A 14751-nucleotide genomic window follows, 5' to 3' on the forward strand; every position below is an offset into this window, starting at 1 on the left:
AACCGGAGGTGATGCCGCCGCTTGATGGCGCGGGCCTATCGCCACCTCCGAAGCCGCAGCGCCGAGGCTTCCAGCCCCGCACGCGAGGCCAGGCGTCGAACGAGGCCAGTCTTCTTCGAAGTAGGCCACCTGCGAGGTATGTCCAGCGGGAGACGGGGGCGACCCGTGTTTTGTTGGAGGCACGTCCACCGGGAGACGAGTGCGATCCATCTTTTGGTGGAGGCATGTCCAGCGGGAGACGAGTGCGATCCATCTTTTGGTGGAGGCATGCCCAGCGGGAGACGAGTGCGACCCGTCTTCATGCTGGAGGGGGGGCCAGCGGGAGGCGGGGCGATCCGTGTTTTGTTGAGGGCATGTCCACCGGGAGACGAGTGCGACCCGTCTTCATGCTGGCGGGGGGGCCAGCGGGGGGGCGGGGCGATCCATCTTTTGGTGGAGGCATGTCCAGCGGGAGACGGGTGCGACCCGTCTTCATGCTGGAAGGGTAGTGGTCAAAAGTTCACATGAAGGCATGAAGATGCCTCAATGCTCTTCCCGCCTTCCCGCCTTCCCGCCTTCATGTGAACTCTCTCCGGGCAAAGTTGACCACTGCCGGCGGGCGCCCTCATCGCGCCGCCCAGATGGCGAGGAGCGCGTACGCGATCGCCACGGCCTGGATGATCGCGAAGCTCAGGAGCCCGGTCGGCAGGAAATCGAAGAAGCCGAACCGGATGGGCCTGCCGTCGACGTCCCGCAGGTCGGCCCGCTCGGTGAGCGCCTGCGCGAGCGGGCCCGACGTCGCGGCGGTCAGGAAGAGCGAGCTGCCCGCGCAGACGGACAGGGCGAGGCCGACATACACGGCGGGCGCGGGCAGCCGCTCGGCGAGCGACTCGGCCACGTCGAGCAGCGCCGCCATGCTGGGGCCCGCCGAGAACAGCCCGGTGAGCACGCCGGCGAGGACGAGGAACGCGACGAGCTGCAGCGACGGGGCGACCGGGAGCCGCGCCAGCGAGCGCGAGACCTCCTCGAACAGGCCGGTGCGCCGCACCGCCGCGACCATCACGAAGAGCGAGAGCAGGAAGAGCACCGCCTCGATGTCGAGCCCCGTCCGCGCGAGCCGCTCGCCGAGCCTGCGCGACATGAGCAGCGCCGCGCCGGTGCCGAGCCAGCACACGAGCTCGGGGCCGACGCCGAGCTCCGCGGGCAGGAACAGCCACGCGACCACCATCGCGCCGAGCGACGCCGCCGCCGGCACGAGGAGGCGCCGGTCGGCCCGCACCCGCCGGTGCAGCGCCTCCATGGCCGCGCGCGTGAGCCGCGCCGAGACCGGATCGCGCGGCACGCCCGCGGCCGGGCGCACCACGGCGCGCACGACGAGGAGCAGCGCGGCGAGCGCGCAGAGCGTCGCCGGGGCGGCGCTCGAGAGGTAGGCCCCGAACGTCATGCTGCCCCGGCCGAGCAGCAGGATGGCCGGGAAATCGCCGATCGGCGTGGCGGCCCCGCCGAGGTTGCACGCGACGAGCAGCAGGCCGAGCAGCCAGGAGACGTACCGCTGGCGCGTGCCCATCAGCCTGAGCAGGACGTGCAGCACCGGCAGGACGAGCACGAGCGCCGTGAGGTTGTTGACGACGCCGCTCACGACGTACATCGCGATCGAGAACACCACGAGGACGCGGAACGGCTCGGCGCCGCTCAGCCGCGTCGCCGCGACGGCGAGGCGATCGAAGACCCGCGAGGCGGCGAAGAGCTGGGACAGGAGCCCCAGCGTCACGAGGATGACGAGCACGTCCCACGGCACCTCGGCGAGCAGGAGCGGCGTGGTCGCGACCCCGAGCAGCGTCGACGCGAGGCAGGCGAGGCCCGCGCCGCCCGTCACGATGAGCACGCGGCGCGACGGCAGGAGCGCCTGGAGCAGCAGCGTGCCGAGCAGGACGGCGAAGAGCGCGGCCTGGGGGGCCGTCACGTCGCCTCGAGCGCCGGCGCGAGCGCGCGCGGGTCGCCCGCGCCGGCGGCGGCGACCTCGGGCGCGGGGCCGCGCGGGGCCGGCCCGACGAGGCACGAGAAATCGGCCGAGCTCGTCTCGACCATCCAGCGCGGGTACACCGTCATGGGCCGGCCGAGGATGTCCCAGCCGATCAGCGAGCGGAACTGGGTCCGCACGTCGGGGCCCGAGACGCGCAGCCACGAGGGGCTCACGTGCGCCGCGTGCCCGTCGGTGCCGTAGACGAACGTGAGCAGCGCGCTCCTCCGCCCGGCCCAGCGGTGGAGCTCGGACAGCCCCACCGGCTCCATGAGCCCGTCGTAGTTCGCGAGCACGCGGCCGAAGTCCGTGTCGAGCCCGCCTGCGTCGGTGACGAGGCCCGCCTCGATGCCGGAGAGCCGCGGCACGAGCGCGTCGAGGCAGTCGGCCTCGAGCCCCACGACGAGCAGCCGCGTCACGCCGCGGAGCGCGTCGAGGACGCCCGCGACGTCGAGCGGCGCCTCGGCGCCGCCGGAGAGCCACTGCTCGGCGACGAAGTCGAGGACGGGGAACTCGCGCCCGAGCTGGTCGCGGGCCTCGCGCGCGAGCGGGGCGCCGCCTGCGCCCATCAGCTCGCGCAGGAACAGCCGCGCCGCCGAGCGCATGCCGAGCTCGGCCGCCACCATCCGGAACGCCTGTCCGAGCGCCGGCGGCAGCGCCATCAGGCCGGCTCCGCCCCGGCGCGGGCGCGCTCGGCGCGCGCGAAGAGGGCGTCGAGCAGGCAGACCATCGCGGCGTTGGCGAGCGCGTGGTGCGGCGGGCCGTCGGTGAGGCAGTCGACGAGCGCCGCGAGCTCCGGCGAGCCCTTCGGGGCGAGGCGCGCCAGCGGCGCGAGCGGGATGGCCAGCGGGTAGTCGTGCTCGCTGCCGCGCGCGAGGTGCGGCGGCAGGCGGATCGGGACGGGCAGCGACTCGCCGCTCGGCGCGCCGCCCTCCGGCGGGCCGAGCTCCTCGAGCAGCAGACCGAGCAGGCAGACCAGGGTGTAGCTCGCGCCGCGGTGATGGACCGGGCCCTCCCCGACGATGCACCGGACGACGAAGGCGCGCTCCTCCGCGTCGGGCATCCAGGGGGCGAGCAGCGCGTCGAGCCTCGCGGGGCGGAGGAACGCGGACACCACGGACGAGGGCAATGAAGGGTAGCGATGGCCGGGGTCGCGATGGCCGGGGCCGCGAGGCGGTCGGTGCGGAGGCATGAGGGCACTTCAGCGTAGCTGCCCGGAAGGGCCCGGATCCAGGCCTGATCTCGCGCGCCGGCGCCCCGCGCGCCCGGGCGCCCGAGCCGCCTCGTGCTGGCCTTCCGCCGTGTCGCACAACCAGAGCGGCGGCGCTCGCACCTAATCGCTCAAATGGCCACGCGACCGCCTCGACAGCCGCTCTCGATCCTCCTCGCCCTCTGCACGCTCGCGGCGATCCTGGGACCCAGCCACGCGTACAGCGGCGGCGCTGCGGAGCAGGACGCGAATGCTTCCGTTCACGCCGGGCGCGACCGCGCGCAGGCGCCGCCGCCGAGCTGCGCCGGCGGCACGCCCGGCGCCGACGACCGCTGCGGCCTCGGTCATGACGACGACTGCTGCGCCAGCCTGCTCGTGCCCGGCGGGACGTTCAACCGGCTCAACGATCCGCGGTATCCGGCGAGCGTGAGCAGCTTCCACCTCGACAAGTACATGGTGACGGTCGGGCGGTTTCGCCGCTACCTGGAAGAGGCCGGCGGCCCGACGCAGGCGAGCCCGCCGCCGGCCGGCGCCGGGGCGCACCCCAAGATCCCGGACAGCGGGTGGGACGCGGCCTGGAACACGATGCTCCCGGCGACCACGGCCGAGATGAAGCGGGCGCTCGTCTGCGATCCTTACGGCTGGCCGACGTGGACCGACGCCCCGGCCGCGAACGAGGACAAACCCATCGTGTGCGCGACATGGCTCGAGCTGTTCGCGTTCTGCGCGTGGGACGGCGGGCGCCTGCCGACCCAGGCCGAGATGAACTACGCGGCCGCAGGCGGCGACGAGCAGCGGCTGTATCCGTGGGGCTCTTCCCCCATCACCTCCGAGGACGCGGCCTACTGCTGCCAGGGCGAAGGCTCGACGTCGGTGCCCTGCGAGGACGCGTTTCCCCCGTGGAGCCTCATCCGTTGCACCACCGACGATCTCGCGCCCGTCGGCTCCTTTCCCAGCGGAGCGGGGCGCTGGGGCCAGCTCGATCTCGCCGGCGAGGCCTACAAGGTCACGCGCGACGCCGCCGACGACGATCGCCCGCTCGTGCCGTGCGACGATTGCTCCCGCCTGGACAACCACGCTGCCCTGCGCGTCACGCACGGCGGGAGCTTCGTCGCCGCCGGATACCGGCAGACAACGACCTACCGCGCACCCTACGAGACGAGCGGCCGCCACTACTATGTATCGGCGATGTGCGCGCGCGACCTGCCAGGGCCGTGAACCCTCCATGACTCCGGCGGCCCACGAGTGCTAGAGTTGCCGTCATCCATGCTCGACAAGCTCGACATCGCCCGCGCCCTCCGCGAGACGGGCACGCTCCTCCAGATCAAGGGGGAGAACCCGTTCAGAGCGCGCGCTTACGAGACGGGGGCCGAGGCGCTGGAGCAGCTCACGGACGACCTCGGCGCGCTCGTCCGGGGCAAGAAGCTCACCGGCGTCAAGGGCATCGGCCCGGCGCTCGCCGCCCAGATCGCCGAGCTCTACCAGACGGGGCGCTCCGCGCAGCTCGAGGAGCTCCGCGCCGAGCTGCCCAGCGGCGTGCTGGAGCTCGCCCAGGTGCCGGGCATGAGCCTCAAGCGGATGAAGGCGCTCCACGAGGCGCTCGGCGTCGGCAGCGTGGAGGAGCTGAAGAGGGCCTGTCTCGCCGGGGAGGTCCGGGCGGTGAAGGGCTTCGGGGCGAAGACCGAGGCGAGCCTGCTCGAGGGGATAGCCCGCCACGAGGCGCGCGACGAGCGCGTCCTGCTCGTCGACGCGCTCGAGGCGGCCGAGCCGCTCCTCGCCCACGTGCGCGGCTGCGAGGCGACCGAGCAGGCCGATCTCGCGGGCTCGATCCGGCGCTGGGAAGAGACGGTGGCGGCCATCGACCTCGTGGCCGCGGCGGACGACGCCGCGCAGGTGATCGACTGCTTCGTCCGGTCCCCGCAGGTCGCCGAGGTCGAGGAGCGCGGCGACGCGCGTTGCAGGGTGAGGCTCTCGGGCGGCCTGCGCGGCGAGCTCCTCTGCGTGCCGCCCCGCGACTACGCGGCCGCGCTTCACCACCGGACGGGGGCGCCCGAGTACCTCTCGGCGCTCGGCGCGCTCGCGCGCGAGCTGGGGCTCACGCTCGACGAGAGAGGGCTCTCGCGGGGCAAGAAGCGCCTCTCCGTGAAGACGGAAGAGGACCTCTACGAGCACATCGGCGTCCCGTACATCGCGCCCGAGCTCCGCGAGGGCGCGGAGGACATCGTCGCCGCCATCGAGCGCGCCGCGCGGGCGGGCCGCGAGGGCGAGCTCGTCGAGGAGGGCGATATCCAGGGGATGGTGCACTGCCACACGGTGTACTCGGACGGCAAGAACACGATCGAGGAGATGGCCCTGGAGGCCGAGGCGATGGGGATGAAATACCTCACCATCACCGATCACTCGCCCGCCGCCCATTACGCGAACGGCGTCGGCCTCGACCGGCTGAAGCAGCAGTGGGACGAGATCGCCCGCGTCCAGGAGCGCGTGAGCGTGAAGCTCCTCCGAGGCACCGAGTCGGATATCCTCGAGTCGGGGAAGCTCGATTATCCGGACGCGATCCTGGAGCAGCTCGACGTGGTCATCGCGAGCATCCACTCGCGCATGAAGATGGACGCGGACCAGATGACGCGCAGGCTCGTCAGCGCCATGCGGCTGCCGGTCTTCAAGATCTGGGGACACGCGCTCGGCCGGCTCATCCAGCGGCGCGAGCCGTTCGCGTGCCGCGTCGAGGAGGTGCTCGACGCCGTGGCCGAGTCGAGGGCCGCCGTCGAGGTGAACGGGGACCCGTACCGCCTCGACATGGAGCCCCGGTGGATCAAGGAGGCGCGCAAGCGCGGTATCCGCTTCGTCATCTCGACGGACGCACACTCGACGCGCGCGCTCCGCAACCTGCGGTTCGGCGTGGGGACCGCGCGGCGAGGCGGCCTCCGCCGGGGCGAGGTGCTGAACACGCTCGGCCCGGCCGCGTTCCAGAAGGCGGTCCGGCCCGCCTGATCGCCTCCCGGATCGCGCCTCTGAGCGTGGCAGCGTGCGGCCCGGACGCCGCGAAGGCCGCGTCGGTCCAGAGCTCGGCCGTCCGCGGCAACCCCGCGCGGCCCACGCCGCCCATGCGACGCGCGTGACGCGCGCGTCATCGCCGGCACCACCTCGACAGACGGTGCGCGTCGTGTGACCGTTGAGCTGTCATGCCAATGCCCTCGCCGACCCCTGCGCCCGCAGAGAACATCGTCGCTCTCATCGGGCACACGCCGATGATCCAGGTGACTCAGCTCGACGCCGGTCCGTGCGAGCTCTTCCTCAAGATGGAGAGCCAGAACCCGGGCGGCAGCATCAAGGATCGCATCGGCCTGTCGATGATCGAGGCGGCCGAGCGCGCCGGTCAGCTCGGGGGCGAGCGGCGCCACGTCGTCGAGGCGACGGCGGGCAACACCGGGCTCGGCCTGGCGCTCGTCGCGGCGCAGAAGGGTTACCGGCTCACGCTCGTGATCCCGGACAAGATGAGCCAGGAGAAGGTGTTTCACCTGAAGGCGCTCGGCGCGCAGGTGGTGATGACGCGCTCCGACGTCGAGAAGGGCCACCCGAGCTATTACCAGGACCTCGCCGCCCGCATCGCGCGCGAGGAGGGCGCGTTCTACGTGAACCAGTTCGAGAACCCGGCGAACGCGCTCGCCCACGAGACCGGGACGGGCCCCGAGATCGACGCGCAGCTCGATCGAAGGATCGACGCGATGGTGTGCGGCGTCGGCTCCGGCGGCACCATGACAGGGCTCTCGCGCTACTTCGCCAGGGCGCAGCCGCGCTGCGAGATGGTGCTCGCCGATCCGGAGGGCTCGGTGCTGGCGGGCTACGTCGAGACCGGCAAGCTCGGCAAGGCGGGCTCGTGGCTCGTGGAGGGCATCGGGGAGGACTTCCTTCCTCCGATCCTCGACCTCTCCCATGTCAAGCGCGCTTACACGATCTCCGACCGGGAGAGCCTGGAGACGGCGCGGCTGCTGCTCTCCAGGACGGGCATCCTCGCCGGCTCGTCGTCCGGGACGCTGCTGGCGGCGGCCCTGCGTTATTGCCGCGAGCAGTCGTCGCCGAAGCGCGTCTGTACCCTCGTCTGCGACAGCGGCAACAAGTACCTGTCGAAGATGTACAACGATTTCTGGATGGCCGATCAGGGCTTCACCGACCGCGCGCCGACAGGGGATCTGCGCGACGTGATCACGCGCCGCCACGCCGACAGGGCGGTGGTCACGGTGCAGCGGTCGGACGCGCTCCTCGTGGCCTATGCGAGGATGAAGCTCTACGACGTGTCGCAGTTGCCCGTCCTGGAGGACGGCAAGATCATCGGCATCCTGGACGAGTCCGATCTCCTCCTCGCGGCCGTCGACGACGTGACGCGCTTCCGCCAGCCGGTCGAGGCGACGATGACGACGCGGCTCCGGACGGTCGACGTGCGGACGCCGATCCGGGAGCTCCTTCCGATGTTCGACGCCGGGCTCGTGCCGATCGTGACCGATGGTGACGAGTTCGTCGGGCTGGTCACCCGCATCGACCTGATCAACTACCTGCGACGCCGGGTGAAGCTGCACGAGGTGTGAGCCGCGCGCGGGCACCGGCCCGCCGTGCCTTGTGCGGGCGGCGGGCTCGTGGTGAGCTGTGCGCCATGCAGGAGGCGCACGGAGCTCTCGTGATCGACCTCGCCACGGCGCGGGTGGTCGATCTGACGCACCCGATCACCCCGGAGATGCCGCTGTTTCCCGGCGACGAGCCCTATGCGTCGGAGACGCTGAGCACCATCGAGGAGGACGCGTATTGCGCCAATCGGTTCTCGATGGCCGAGCACGCGGGCACGCACGTGGACGCGCCGGCGCACTTCACGGCCGGGGCGGCGACCGTCGAGCAGATCGCGCCGGAGCAGCTCGTGGGGGCGGCGGCGGTCGTGGACGTGACGGCGGCCGTGGCGGCGAGCCCGGACCACCGGGTCACGGTGGATGATCTCCGGCGCTGGGAGGCGCGGCACGGCGCGCTCGGCGCGAGGCATATCGTGCTGATCCGGACGGGCTGGGGGGCTCGCTGGTCCGATCCGGTGAAGTACAGGAACCAGGACGCCCAGGGCGTCATGCGCTTTCCCGGGGTGTCCGTGGAGGCGAGCCGCTACCTGCGCGAGCGCGGCGTGCGCTGCATCGGTATCGATACGCTGTCGACCGACCCGGGGCAGAGCGAGACATTCGAGCAGCACAGGGCCTTCCTTGGCGCGGGCGGCTGTCACATCGAGAACCTGGCCAATCTGGAGCAGCTGCCGGAGGCCGGGGCGGTCGTGGTGGTCGCGCCGCTCCCGCTCGCGGGCGGCAGCGGCGCGCCGGCCCGGGTGCTGGCGCTGGTGCCGACCCACGGCGGCCCGGCGGGATAGCGCGGCGCGCCTCGCCCTGCTCTGGCGCGGTGTCGCCTGTTTGCATACCGCCCGCCGCCACGGTCGTACGAGGTGCTGCTCGCCGCGCCGGATCGACCACACGAAGCTTCGCGTCCTGCCCGGGATTCGGTATCCTCTTGGCTCCCCCCTCGGGAGGTGACCGGGCGTATGAAGTTCGAAAAAGACGTCCTTCTGGCCGGCAAATTCCGCCTGGAGCGAGAGCTATCGCACGGCGGGATGGGCTCGATCTGGGTGGCGCAGCACGTACAGCTCGGCACGCTCGTCGCGATCAAGTTCATGCGCGACTCGTTTTCGCGGCTGCCGGTGCTCCGGGCGCGCTTCGAGCGGGAGGCGCGCGCCGCCGCGCAGCTCAAGAGCCCTCATATCGTGCAGGTCCACGATTTCGGCTTCGAGGAGGAGGACGAGGTGCCCTACCTCGTCATGGAGCTCCTGCAAGGCGAGGATCTCAGCAAGCGCCTCCAGCGGTGCGGCCGCCTCTCGCTCCCGGAGACGCTGCACATCATCGTCCAGGCCGGGAAGGCGCTCCGCAGCGTCCATGAGGCGGGGTTCGTGCACCGCGACCTCAAGCCCGCCAACTTCTTCCTGGCGCGCGTCGACGGCGAGGATGGCGAGATCGTGAAGCTGCTCGACTTCGGGATCGCGAAGGACGTCTCGGCGGTGCTCGCGGCCGACATCTCGGCCACGGGCGAGGTGATGGGCTCGCCCAATTACATGAGCCCGGAGCAGTTCTATGGCGAGCGGGACGTGGACGCGCGCAGCGATCTCTGGTCGCTCGGGGTCATCCTGTTCAAGATGCTCACGGGGCAGCTGCCGTTCCCGGGCGACGCGATCGGGCGCGTGGTCACGAAGGTGATCCTCGGCACGGTGCCGTCGGCGCGCGAGCTCGCCCCCGATCTGCCGAGCGGCATCGACGCGTTCTTCGCGCGGGCGCTGGCGCGCGATCGGGACAAGCGGTTCCAGAACGTGCGCGAGATGATCAACGAGCTCGCGCGCGTCGCGGGCGCGCCGCCGTTCTTCTCGCTCGCGGGGGACACCTCGCTGAGCGCCGGGTGGTCATCGCGGGGCTCCGGCGGGGAGCCCGGGCTCGCCGACCCCGGCACGCCGCCGGTGGCGCAGCTGACGACGATGCCCATCCAGCGGCGCTCGGACCCGAACGATGTCCGCGCCTCGACGCCGAACCCGCAATCGTTGCCGGGCACCTTGACCGGCGCGATCAACCTGTCGGCGCCGCACACGGCGCGCGGCGCCATCGCGCGGGTCGCGGGGCGCGTCGCCATCGGGGCGACGATCGCCGTCGTGGGGGTCGGCCTGTTCATCGCCACGCTCAGGGGCGCATCGACCGACGGCCACCAGGCCACGACCCAGGCGTCCGCGGCCGCCGCGGCGCCCGCGGCCGCCGCGCCGTCGAGCGGCGCGCCGGCCGGGCTCGCCGCGGTCCCCGCCGTCGCGAGCGCTCCCGAGGCGCGCGCCGCGGCGACTCCCGCGGTGGTGCCGGCCCCGCTGCCGCCCGATCCGGGCGCGGGCGCGCCGGGCGCCGCCGCCCTGGCGCCGGCACAGGCATCCGCCGCCCCCTCCGTGGCGGCGGCGCGAAGCGCCGCGCCCGCGCGCCCCGCGTCCCCGGCCACCGCTCGGACCGCGTCGACGGCGGCGCCGCGCAAGGCGCTGCCGGCTCCTCGCAAGAAGTCCGGCGGGAGCAGGCCGGACTGGGGGCTCTAGCCGGGTGGCTCCGCGTCCCCAGAGAGCAGGAATGCGCTTCCGAGCGGCGGTGATGGGTACGTTCCTCCTTGTCACGCTCGCCGGCGCGGAGGCGTCCGCGCAGGCGCCGCCCCCGTCGGCGAAGGCGCGGCAGGCGGCCGTCGCGCACGCCAACCAGGGGTGGACGGCCTACCGAGCGCGCCGGTACCGGGACGCGCTCCAGGCCTTCCGCCGAGCCGAGGCCACGGTGCACGCGCCGACCTTCCTGATCATGGTCGCGCGCTCCTGCCACAAGCTCGGCCGCCTGACCGAGGCGCGCTCGGTCTACCAGGTCATCGTCGACGAACAGCTCCCGGCCGACGCCTCGCAGGCGTTCCGGCGGGCGCAGGCCGAGGCGAGGACGGAGCTCGAGGCCGTCTCGTCGCGCATCCCGACCGTGGAGATCACCGTGACGGGCGCGGGCTCCGGGGGCGTGCAGGTGGCGCTCGGCGGGCTGGACGTGCCGCCGTCGACGCCCGTCGCGCGCGATCCGGGCAGCCACACGCTCGCCGTGGGGGCGCCTGGACGGCGCGGGCTGACGAAGGAGATCGTCCTCAAGGAGGGGATGAGGGCCAAGGTCGAGGTCGATCTCGCGGCCGGAAAGGTGCGGATCGAGAGCGACAGGACCGGGCGCGACCCGGGCGGCGAGCCGCAGCCGCTCGGCCCTGGGCAGGGTGCGGCCGACGGCGGCGCCCAGGAGGGCGGCGGCCCGCCGGGCCCTGGGCAGGGGGCGGCCGACGGCGGCGCCCAGGAGGGCGGCGACGCGGATGGACGCCCGAGCCCGCGCAGCACAGCGGTCGTGTTCACGGGGCTCGCCGCGACCGCCGCGGGGACGGGGCTCGGCGTCGCGTTCGTGCTCCTCTCGAACGGCAAGTCGAGCTCGCAGCAGCGCCTCCTGGAGCCGGCCTGCACGGACCCTGCGCGCTGCCCCGGGCTCGACCTGCGCGCGTACAACGACCTGGGGCACGCCAAGGCAGACCTCGCGAACGCGGCGGTCTGGAGCTTCCTGGCCGCGGGCGCGGCGGGGCTCGGCACGGCGGCGTACGTCCTCCTGACAGGGCAGCCCGACGCGCGGGACGCGACGGCGACCGGCCTGTCGGTGAACCCCCTGCCGGGCGGGCTCGCGATCAGCAAGCGCTGGTGAGGTTTCCGAGGAGAGGGATCTTCCCGATGGTGCGCATCGTATCTTGGACGTGGATGGGCCGGGCGCTCTCGACGATCGTCCCGCTGGTCGCGCTCACCGGGGGTGGCTGCGTCTTTTACAGCTACGAGGATGTCGTCCCCGGCGCGGGCGGAGCCGGCGGAACGGGCGGAACGAGCGGCGGCGCCGGGGGCACCGTGGAGCCTTGCGGGCAGGGGGGCGGCGGCTGCGGCGGGGCGCCCCAGGAGGGCTGCGATGGGCCGGGGAGCCATATCTCGACGTGCCTTGTCGATGATGGCTTGCTCGCGCGGTACTTCCTCGACGCGTACGACGCGGAAGGCAAGCTCGTCGACTCGGGACCGGCGCCGGGGCTCCCGCTCGACGTGGTGCCGGAGGGAGAGAGGCTCACGCTGGAAGGCGAGGCGGGGCGCGTGGGCCTCCGCTGGACGACCCTCGGCGGCAACGCGCGCGTGGAGGCCGCGTTTCCGTCCACCGCCACGCCCCCGAGCAAGCTCCTCGTCTCGAAGGCGGCGCTCACGCTCGAGACCGTGGTGAGCGTGACGGCCGCGGCGGTCGAGGGCGTGCCGTCTCGCATTCTGTACCTCGGGACCGACACCGGAGAGTTCGGGAAGTACTCGCTGAGCGCGGGCGACTCCGACGGGATGGGAAACCGAGAGCTGCAGTTCCACATCTACGCCGGCTCCAAGACGCAGTTCGTGGGGCAGTGGTTCATTCCCCTCGAGGAGATGGAGCGGCCGTGCGTCCTGCACCTCGTGCTGAACGCCGCCGAGGGCGTCGTCGATCTCTACGTGAACGGCGATGTGCGGACGAACGCGATCGCGGAGCGGCCGCCCGCCGACTATGTCTTCACGTGGGCGGAGCCGACGTGGTATCTCGTGCTCGGAAACACGCGGAAGGCCGGGCGCTCTCTTCGCGGCTCGATCCAGTATGCCGCGGTGTACGGCAAGCCGTTGACCCCCGAGCAGGTGAAGGACAACGCCGCGACGCTGGCGAAGAGCGACGACGGCCCCGGGATGTGAGCTAGTGCGCGCCGCGCCCGCTCCGGGGTCGCGCTGGCGCCCGCGCGCCCTCGCGGCCGGAGAGCGCATAAGTCACCCCGCGCTCCAGCGTCCCCCGCGTCACGATCCCCCCCAGATCGGCCCCCAGCGCCACGAGCGCTTGCGCCACGCTCGGCCGGATCCCGGTGAGCACCACCTCGGCCCCGAGCAGCCGCGCGCTCCGCGCCGCCCGGATCAGCGCGTCCGTCACCTCCGGCCCCGCCTGCGGAACCCCCGTCACGTCGAGGATGGTGATCCGGGCGTGCTGGCGGGAGATCCCGTCCAGCAGCGTCTCGGTGAACTGCGCGCCCCGCTCGCGGGTCAGCTCGCCGACCAGCGGCGCCACCAGCACCCCGTCCGCAATGGGCAACAGCGGCGTTGAGATCGCCCGTATCGTCTCCTGCTGCACGAGCAGCATCTTCTCTTGCAGCTGCCGGGTCCTCGCCTCGGCCCGCACCCGCCCGGTGATGTCCACCGCGATTGCCCCGCATCCGGAGACCCTGCCCTCCTCGTCGCGGAGCGCGAACCTGGTGCTCATGAACACGTGCGTCCCGTCGGCCAGCTCCATCTCGTCCTCGGAGGTGATGGGCTCGGACGACGCCATCGCCGCCCGGTCCTGCGTCGCGAGCCGGTCGGCGATCTCCGCGGGGAACAGGTCGTGCTGGGTCTTCCCCATCAGCTCCTCGCGGGGCTTGCCGAAAAGCGCCTCGACCGGCGGGTTCAGCAGCGTGTGGCGGCCCTCGTCGTCCCGCGCGAGCATGAGCATCGGCGCGTTCTGGATGAAGGCCTCCAGCAGCGCGGCGCCCCGGCGCCTCTGCGCCTCGGACTCCACGCGCGCGGTGACGTCGATGGTCACCACCGCCACGAAGCGGTTCCCGCTCGCGTCCTCGAATGCAACGTAGCTCGGCTCGGTCCAGAGCCGACGCCGATCCTTGTAAAGCTCGCCCGGCTCGGTGTCGTACGGGACCGGGGGCAGCGTGACCACCTCCCCGGCGAGCGCTCGGCGGAAGGCCTCGGCGTGGCCCGTCTTCACCGCCTGCGGATCCTCGAGAGCGTTGTACTTGCCGATGATCTGCTCGGGGCTGATGCGCCACCGCGCGCAGTCGGCCCGGTTGATCGCGACGAGGAGCCCGTCCGCGCGGTGGACCACCAGCGGCAGGGGCACCGCATCGAAGAGCGCGCGGTAAGGCACGCTGTCCGCGAGCTCGCGCTGCGCGTCGCGCGGCGCCGCGCCCGAGCCGAGCCTCCGCTCCAGCTCCTCCACGCGCGCCCGGAGCCGCGCGTTCTCTGCCTTGATTCGCTCGTCGCTCTGCCGATCGATCTCCATCGTTCCCTCTGCGCCCTGCGCGCCGCTCTCCGCCCGCGCCGTCCGGGATATCGTTTGCGCTGAAATGGTGCACCATCGGGCCGGCCCCGTGAAGTACTGAATCGGCCGGGGATGGCTCGTTCTCTCGGGCTGGCGCGTCGACCGTCGACAGCGGTACTCCCACGCAAGACCGACTCGCCCTCATCGCAGCCCCGCGCACCACCGACCGGGACCTGCCCTTCGCGCTCGCCACCTCGTACATCGGAGCATCTCGGAGACGCTATCGACACGGTGAAAGACACCTTTGATCCGGACGGACGCCGCTTCGTGTTTGCGTGGCTCCTGTTCCCGGAGAATGTCCTGCCAACCAGCGGTAGGTCCCGCGGCTCGGGCTCGCCGCCCGTGGTTAGGGAAGAAAGGTGGTGATCACCCGGGTGGTCGACTCCGGGATGCCGGTGAGGTTGTTGACGCAGCTCGGGTAGTACATGCCGTTCGTGTTGAGCTGCTGGCAGTAGGCGGTGCACGACCCGCGGATGCTGAGCATCCCGCATTGCTGGACGGCCCCGCCGCTGGTGAGGTGACCGGCGGCGCACTCCCGCATCAGCGACCGTGAATAGGTGCGATTGGCCTCGTCGTAGCAGGCGTTCAGGTAAGGAGAGGGCGCAAACAGATTCCCCCAGAAGGCGCCTTCCAGATGCGGGTAGGCCGTGAGCTCGAGGTGCCGGACTTGTGGGGTTGAGGGCATTGGGGTTGAAAGGCGCGACAGAACGGCAGCGAGCGGCCTGCGTGTCGTTGCAATGTGCAGTGTGGCGACAGGAGCGTGCGCGGGGCCGGGGGCAATGGCGCGAGGCGCGCCGCTGACGAGCGCGCCGCCGAGCGCCCCG

The 14751-nt window shown here is 72.4% G+C and carries 12 protein-coding genes; 7 read left to right on the top strand and 5 right to left on the bottom strand.

Annotated elements, in window-relative coordinates:
* Positions 1 to 604: 604 nt before the first annotated feature.
* Genes WMF27_RS44375 through WMF27_RS44385 form a run of 3 tightly spaced genes read right to left on the bottom strand, consistent with a single transcriptional unit; the run spans position 605 to position 3191 of the window.
* Positions 605 to 1942: an SLC13 family permease gene (locus WMF27_RS44375; protein ID WP_437762828.1), complete on the bottom strand. Its 1338-nt coding sequence runs from the start codon at positions 1940 to 1942 to the stop codon at positions 605 to 607.
* A complete protein-coding gene (locus WMF27_RS44380; RefSeq protein ID WP_437762827.1) occupies positions 1939 to 2661 on the bottom strand; it encodes a hypothetical protein in 723 nt (240 codons plus the stop codon). Before WMF27_RS44380 ends, WMF27_RS44375 begins: the two co-directional genes overlap by 4 nt.
* Positions 2661 to 3191 carry a hypothetical protein gene (locus tag WMF27_RS44385; RefSeq protein WP_437943594.1) on the bottom strand — a complete coding sequence of 177 codons (531 nt, stop codon included), beginning with the start codon at positions 3189 to 3191 and terminating at the stop codon, positions 2661 to 2663. The genes WMF27_RS44380 and WMF27_RS44385 overlap by 1 nt, the downstream gene beginning before the upstream one ends.
* Before the next feature lie 153 nt (positions 3192 to 3344).
* Here WMF27_RS44385 and WMF27_RS44390 point away from each other — a divergent pair, with 153 nt between their 5' ends.
* From WMF27_RS44390 to WMF27_RS44420, 7 genes are all read left to right on the top strand, one after another.
* Positions 3345 to 4427, top strand: a complete 1083-nt coding sequence (locus WMF27_RS44390) for a formylglycine-generating enzyme family protein (RefSeq protein WP_437762825.1) — start codon at positions 3345 to 3347, stop codon at positions 4425 to 4427.
* Positions 4428 to 4475: 48 nt separating this feature from the next.
* Positions 4476 to 6203: a helix-hairpin-helix domain-containing protein gene (locus tag WMF27_RS44395; RefSeq protein ID WP_437943596.1), complete on the top strand. Its 1728-nt coding sequence runs from the start codon at positions 4476 to 4478 to the stop codon at positions 6201 to 6203.
* Positions 6204 to 6400: 197 nt separating this feature from the next.
* Positions 6401 to 7795, top strand: a complete 1395-nt coding sequence (locus tag WMF27_RS44400) for a pyridoxal-phosphate dependent enzyme (RefSeq protein ID WP_437943597.1) — start codon at positions 6401 to 6403, stop codon at positions 7793 to 7795.
* 65 nt (positions 7796 to 7860) lie between these two features.
* On the top strand, positions 7861 to 8607 hold the full coding sequence (locus WMF27_RS44405) for a cyclase family protein (protein ID WP_437762822.1): 747 nt from the start codon (positions 7861 to 7863) through the stop codon (positions 8605 to 8607).
* 168 nt (positions 8608 to 8775) lie between these two features.
* The gene (locus tag WMF27_RS44410) at positions 8776 to 10344 is read left to right on the top strand and encodes a serine/threonine-protein kinase (RefSeq protein WP_437762821.1); all 1569 of its coding nucleotides are present in this window, start codon (positions 8776 to 8778) and stop codon (positions 10342 to 10344) included.
* Between the two features lie 31 nt (positions 10345 to 10375).
* The gene (locus WMF27_RS44415; RefSeq protein ID WP_437762820.1) at positions 10376 to 11506 is read left to right on the top strand and encodes a tetratricopeptide repeat protein; all 1131 of its coding nucleotides are present in this window, start codon (positions 10376 to 10378) and stop codon (positions 11504 to 11506) included.
* A 26-nt stretch (positions 11507 to 11532) separates the two neighbouring features.
* Positions 11533 to 12543 carry a hypothetical protein gene (locus WMF27_RS44420; protein ID WP_437762819.1) on the top strand — a complete coding sequence of 337 codons (1011 nt, stop codon included), beginning with the start codon at positions 11533 to 11535 and terminating at the stop codon, positions 12541 to 12543.
* Between the two features lies 1 nt (position 12544).
* Here WMF27_RS44420 and WMF27_RS44425 read toward each other — a convergent pair whose 3' ends face one another.
* Together WMF27_RS44425 and WMF27_RS44430 are read right to left on the bottom strand one after the other, a co-directional pair.
* Entirely contained in the window at positions 12545 to 13888 is a 1344-nt protein-coding gene (locus WMF27_RS44425; RefSeq protein WP_437762818.1) for a PAS domain-containing protein, read from the bottom strand.
* Between the two features lie 385 nt (positions 13889 to 14273).
* Positions 14274 to 14612: a hypothetical protein gene (locus WMF27_RS44430; protein WP_437762817.1), complete on the bottom strand. Its 339-nt coding sequence runs from the start codon at positions 14610 to 14612 to the stop codon at positions 14274 to 14276.
* Positions 14613 to 14751: the final 139 nt, after the last annotated feature.

This window comes from Sorangium sp. So ce281 (assembly GCF_051527395.1).
GTDB classification, from domain to species: domain Bacteria; phylum Myxococcota_A; class Polyangia; order Polyangiales; family Polyangiaceae; genus Sorangium; species Sorangium cellulosum_B.

Excerpts from the sequence above, each read along its gene's own strand:
- WMF27_RS44380 (WP_437762827.1), bottom strand. The coding sequence starts at position 2,661 with ATGGCGCTGCCGCCGGCGCTCGGACAGGCGTTCCGGATGGTGGCGGCC.
- WMF27_RS44385 (WP_437943594.1), bottom strand. The coding sequence starts at position 3,191 with ATGCCTCCGCACCGACCGCCTCGCGGCCCCGGCCATCGCGACCCCGGC.
- WMF27_RS44390 (WP_437762825.1), top strand. The coding sequence starts at position 3,345 with ATGGCCACGCGACCGCCTCGACAGCCGCTCTCGATCCTCCTCGCCCTC.
- WMF27_RS44395 (WP_437943596.1), top strand. The coding sequence starts at position 4,476 with ATGCTCGACAAGCTCGACATCGCCCGCGCCCTCCGCGAGACGGGCACG.
- WMF27_RS44400 (WP_437943597.1), top strand. The coding sequence starts at position 6,401 with ATGCCCTCGCCGACCCCTGCGCCCGCAGAGAACATCGTCGCTCTCATC.
- WMF27_RS44405 (WP_437762822.1), top strand. The coding sequence starts at position 7,861 with ATGCAGGAGGCGCACGGAGCTCTCGTGATCGACCTCGCCACGGCGCGG.
- WMF27_RS44410 (WP_437762821.1), top strand. The coding sequence starts at position 8,776 with ATGAAGTTCGAAAAAGACGTCCTTCTGGCCGGCAAATTCCGCCTGGAG.
- WMF27_RS44415 (WP_437762820.1), top strand. The coding sequence starts at position 10,376 with ATGCGCTTCCGAGCGGCGGTGATGGGTACGTTCCTCCTTGTCACGCTC.
- WMF27_RS44420 (WP_437762819.1), top strand. The coding sequence starts at position 11,533 with ATGGTGCGCATCGTATCTTGGACGTGGATGGGCCGGGCGCTCTCGACG.
- WMF27_RS44425 (WP_437762818.1), bottom strand. The coding sequence starts at position 13,888 with ATGGAGATCGATCGGCAGAGCGACGAGCGAATCAAGGCAGAGAACGCG.
- WMF27_RS44430 (WP_437762817.1), bottom strand. The coding sequence starts at position 14,612 with ATGCCCTCAACCCCACAAGTCCGGCACCTCGAGCTCACGGCCTACCCG.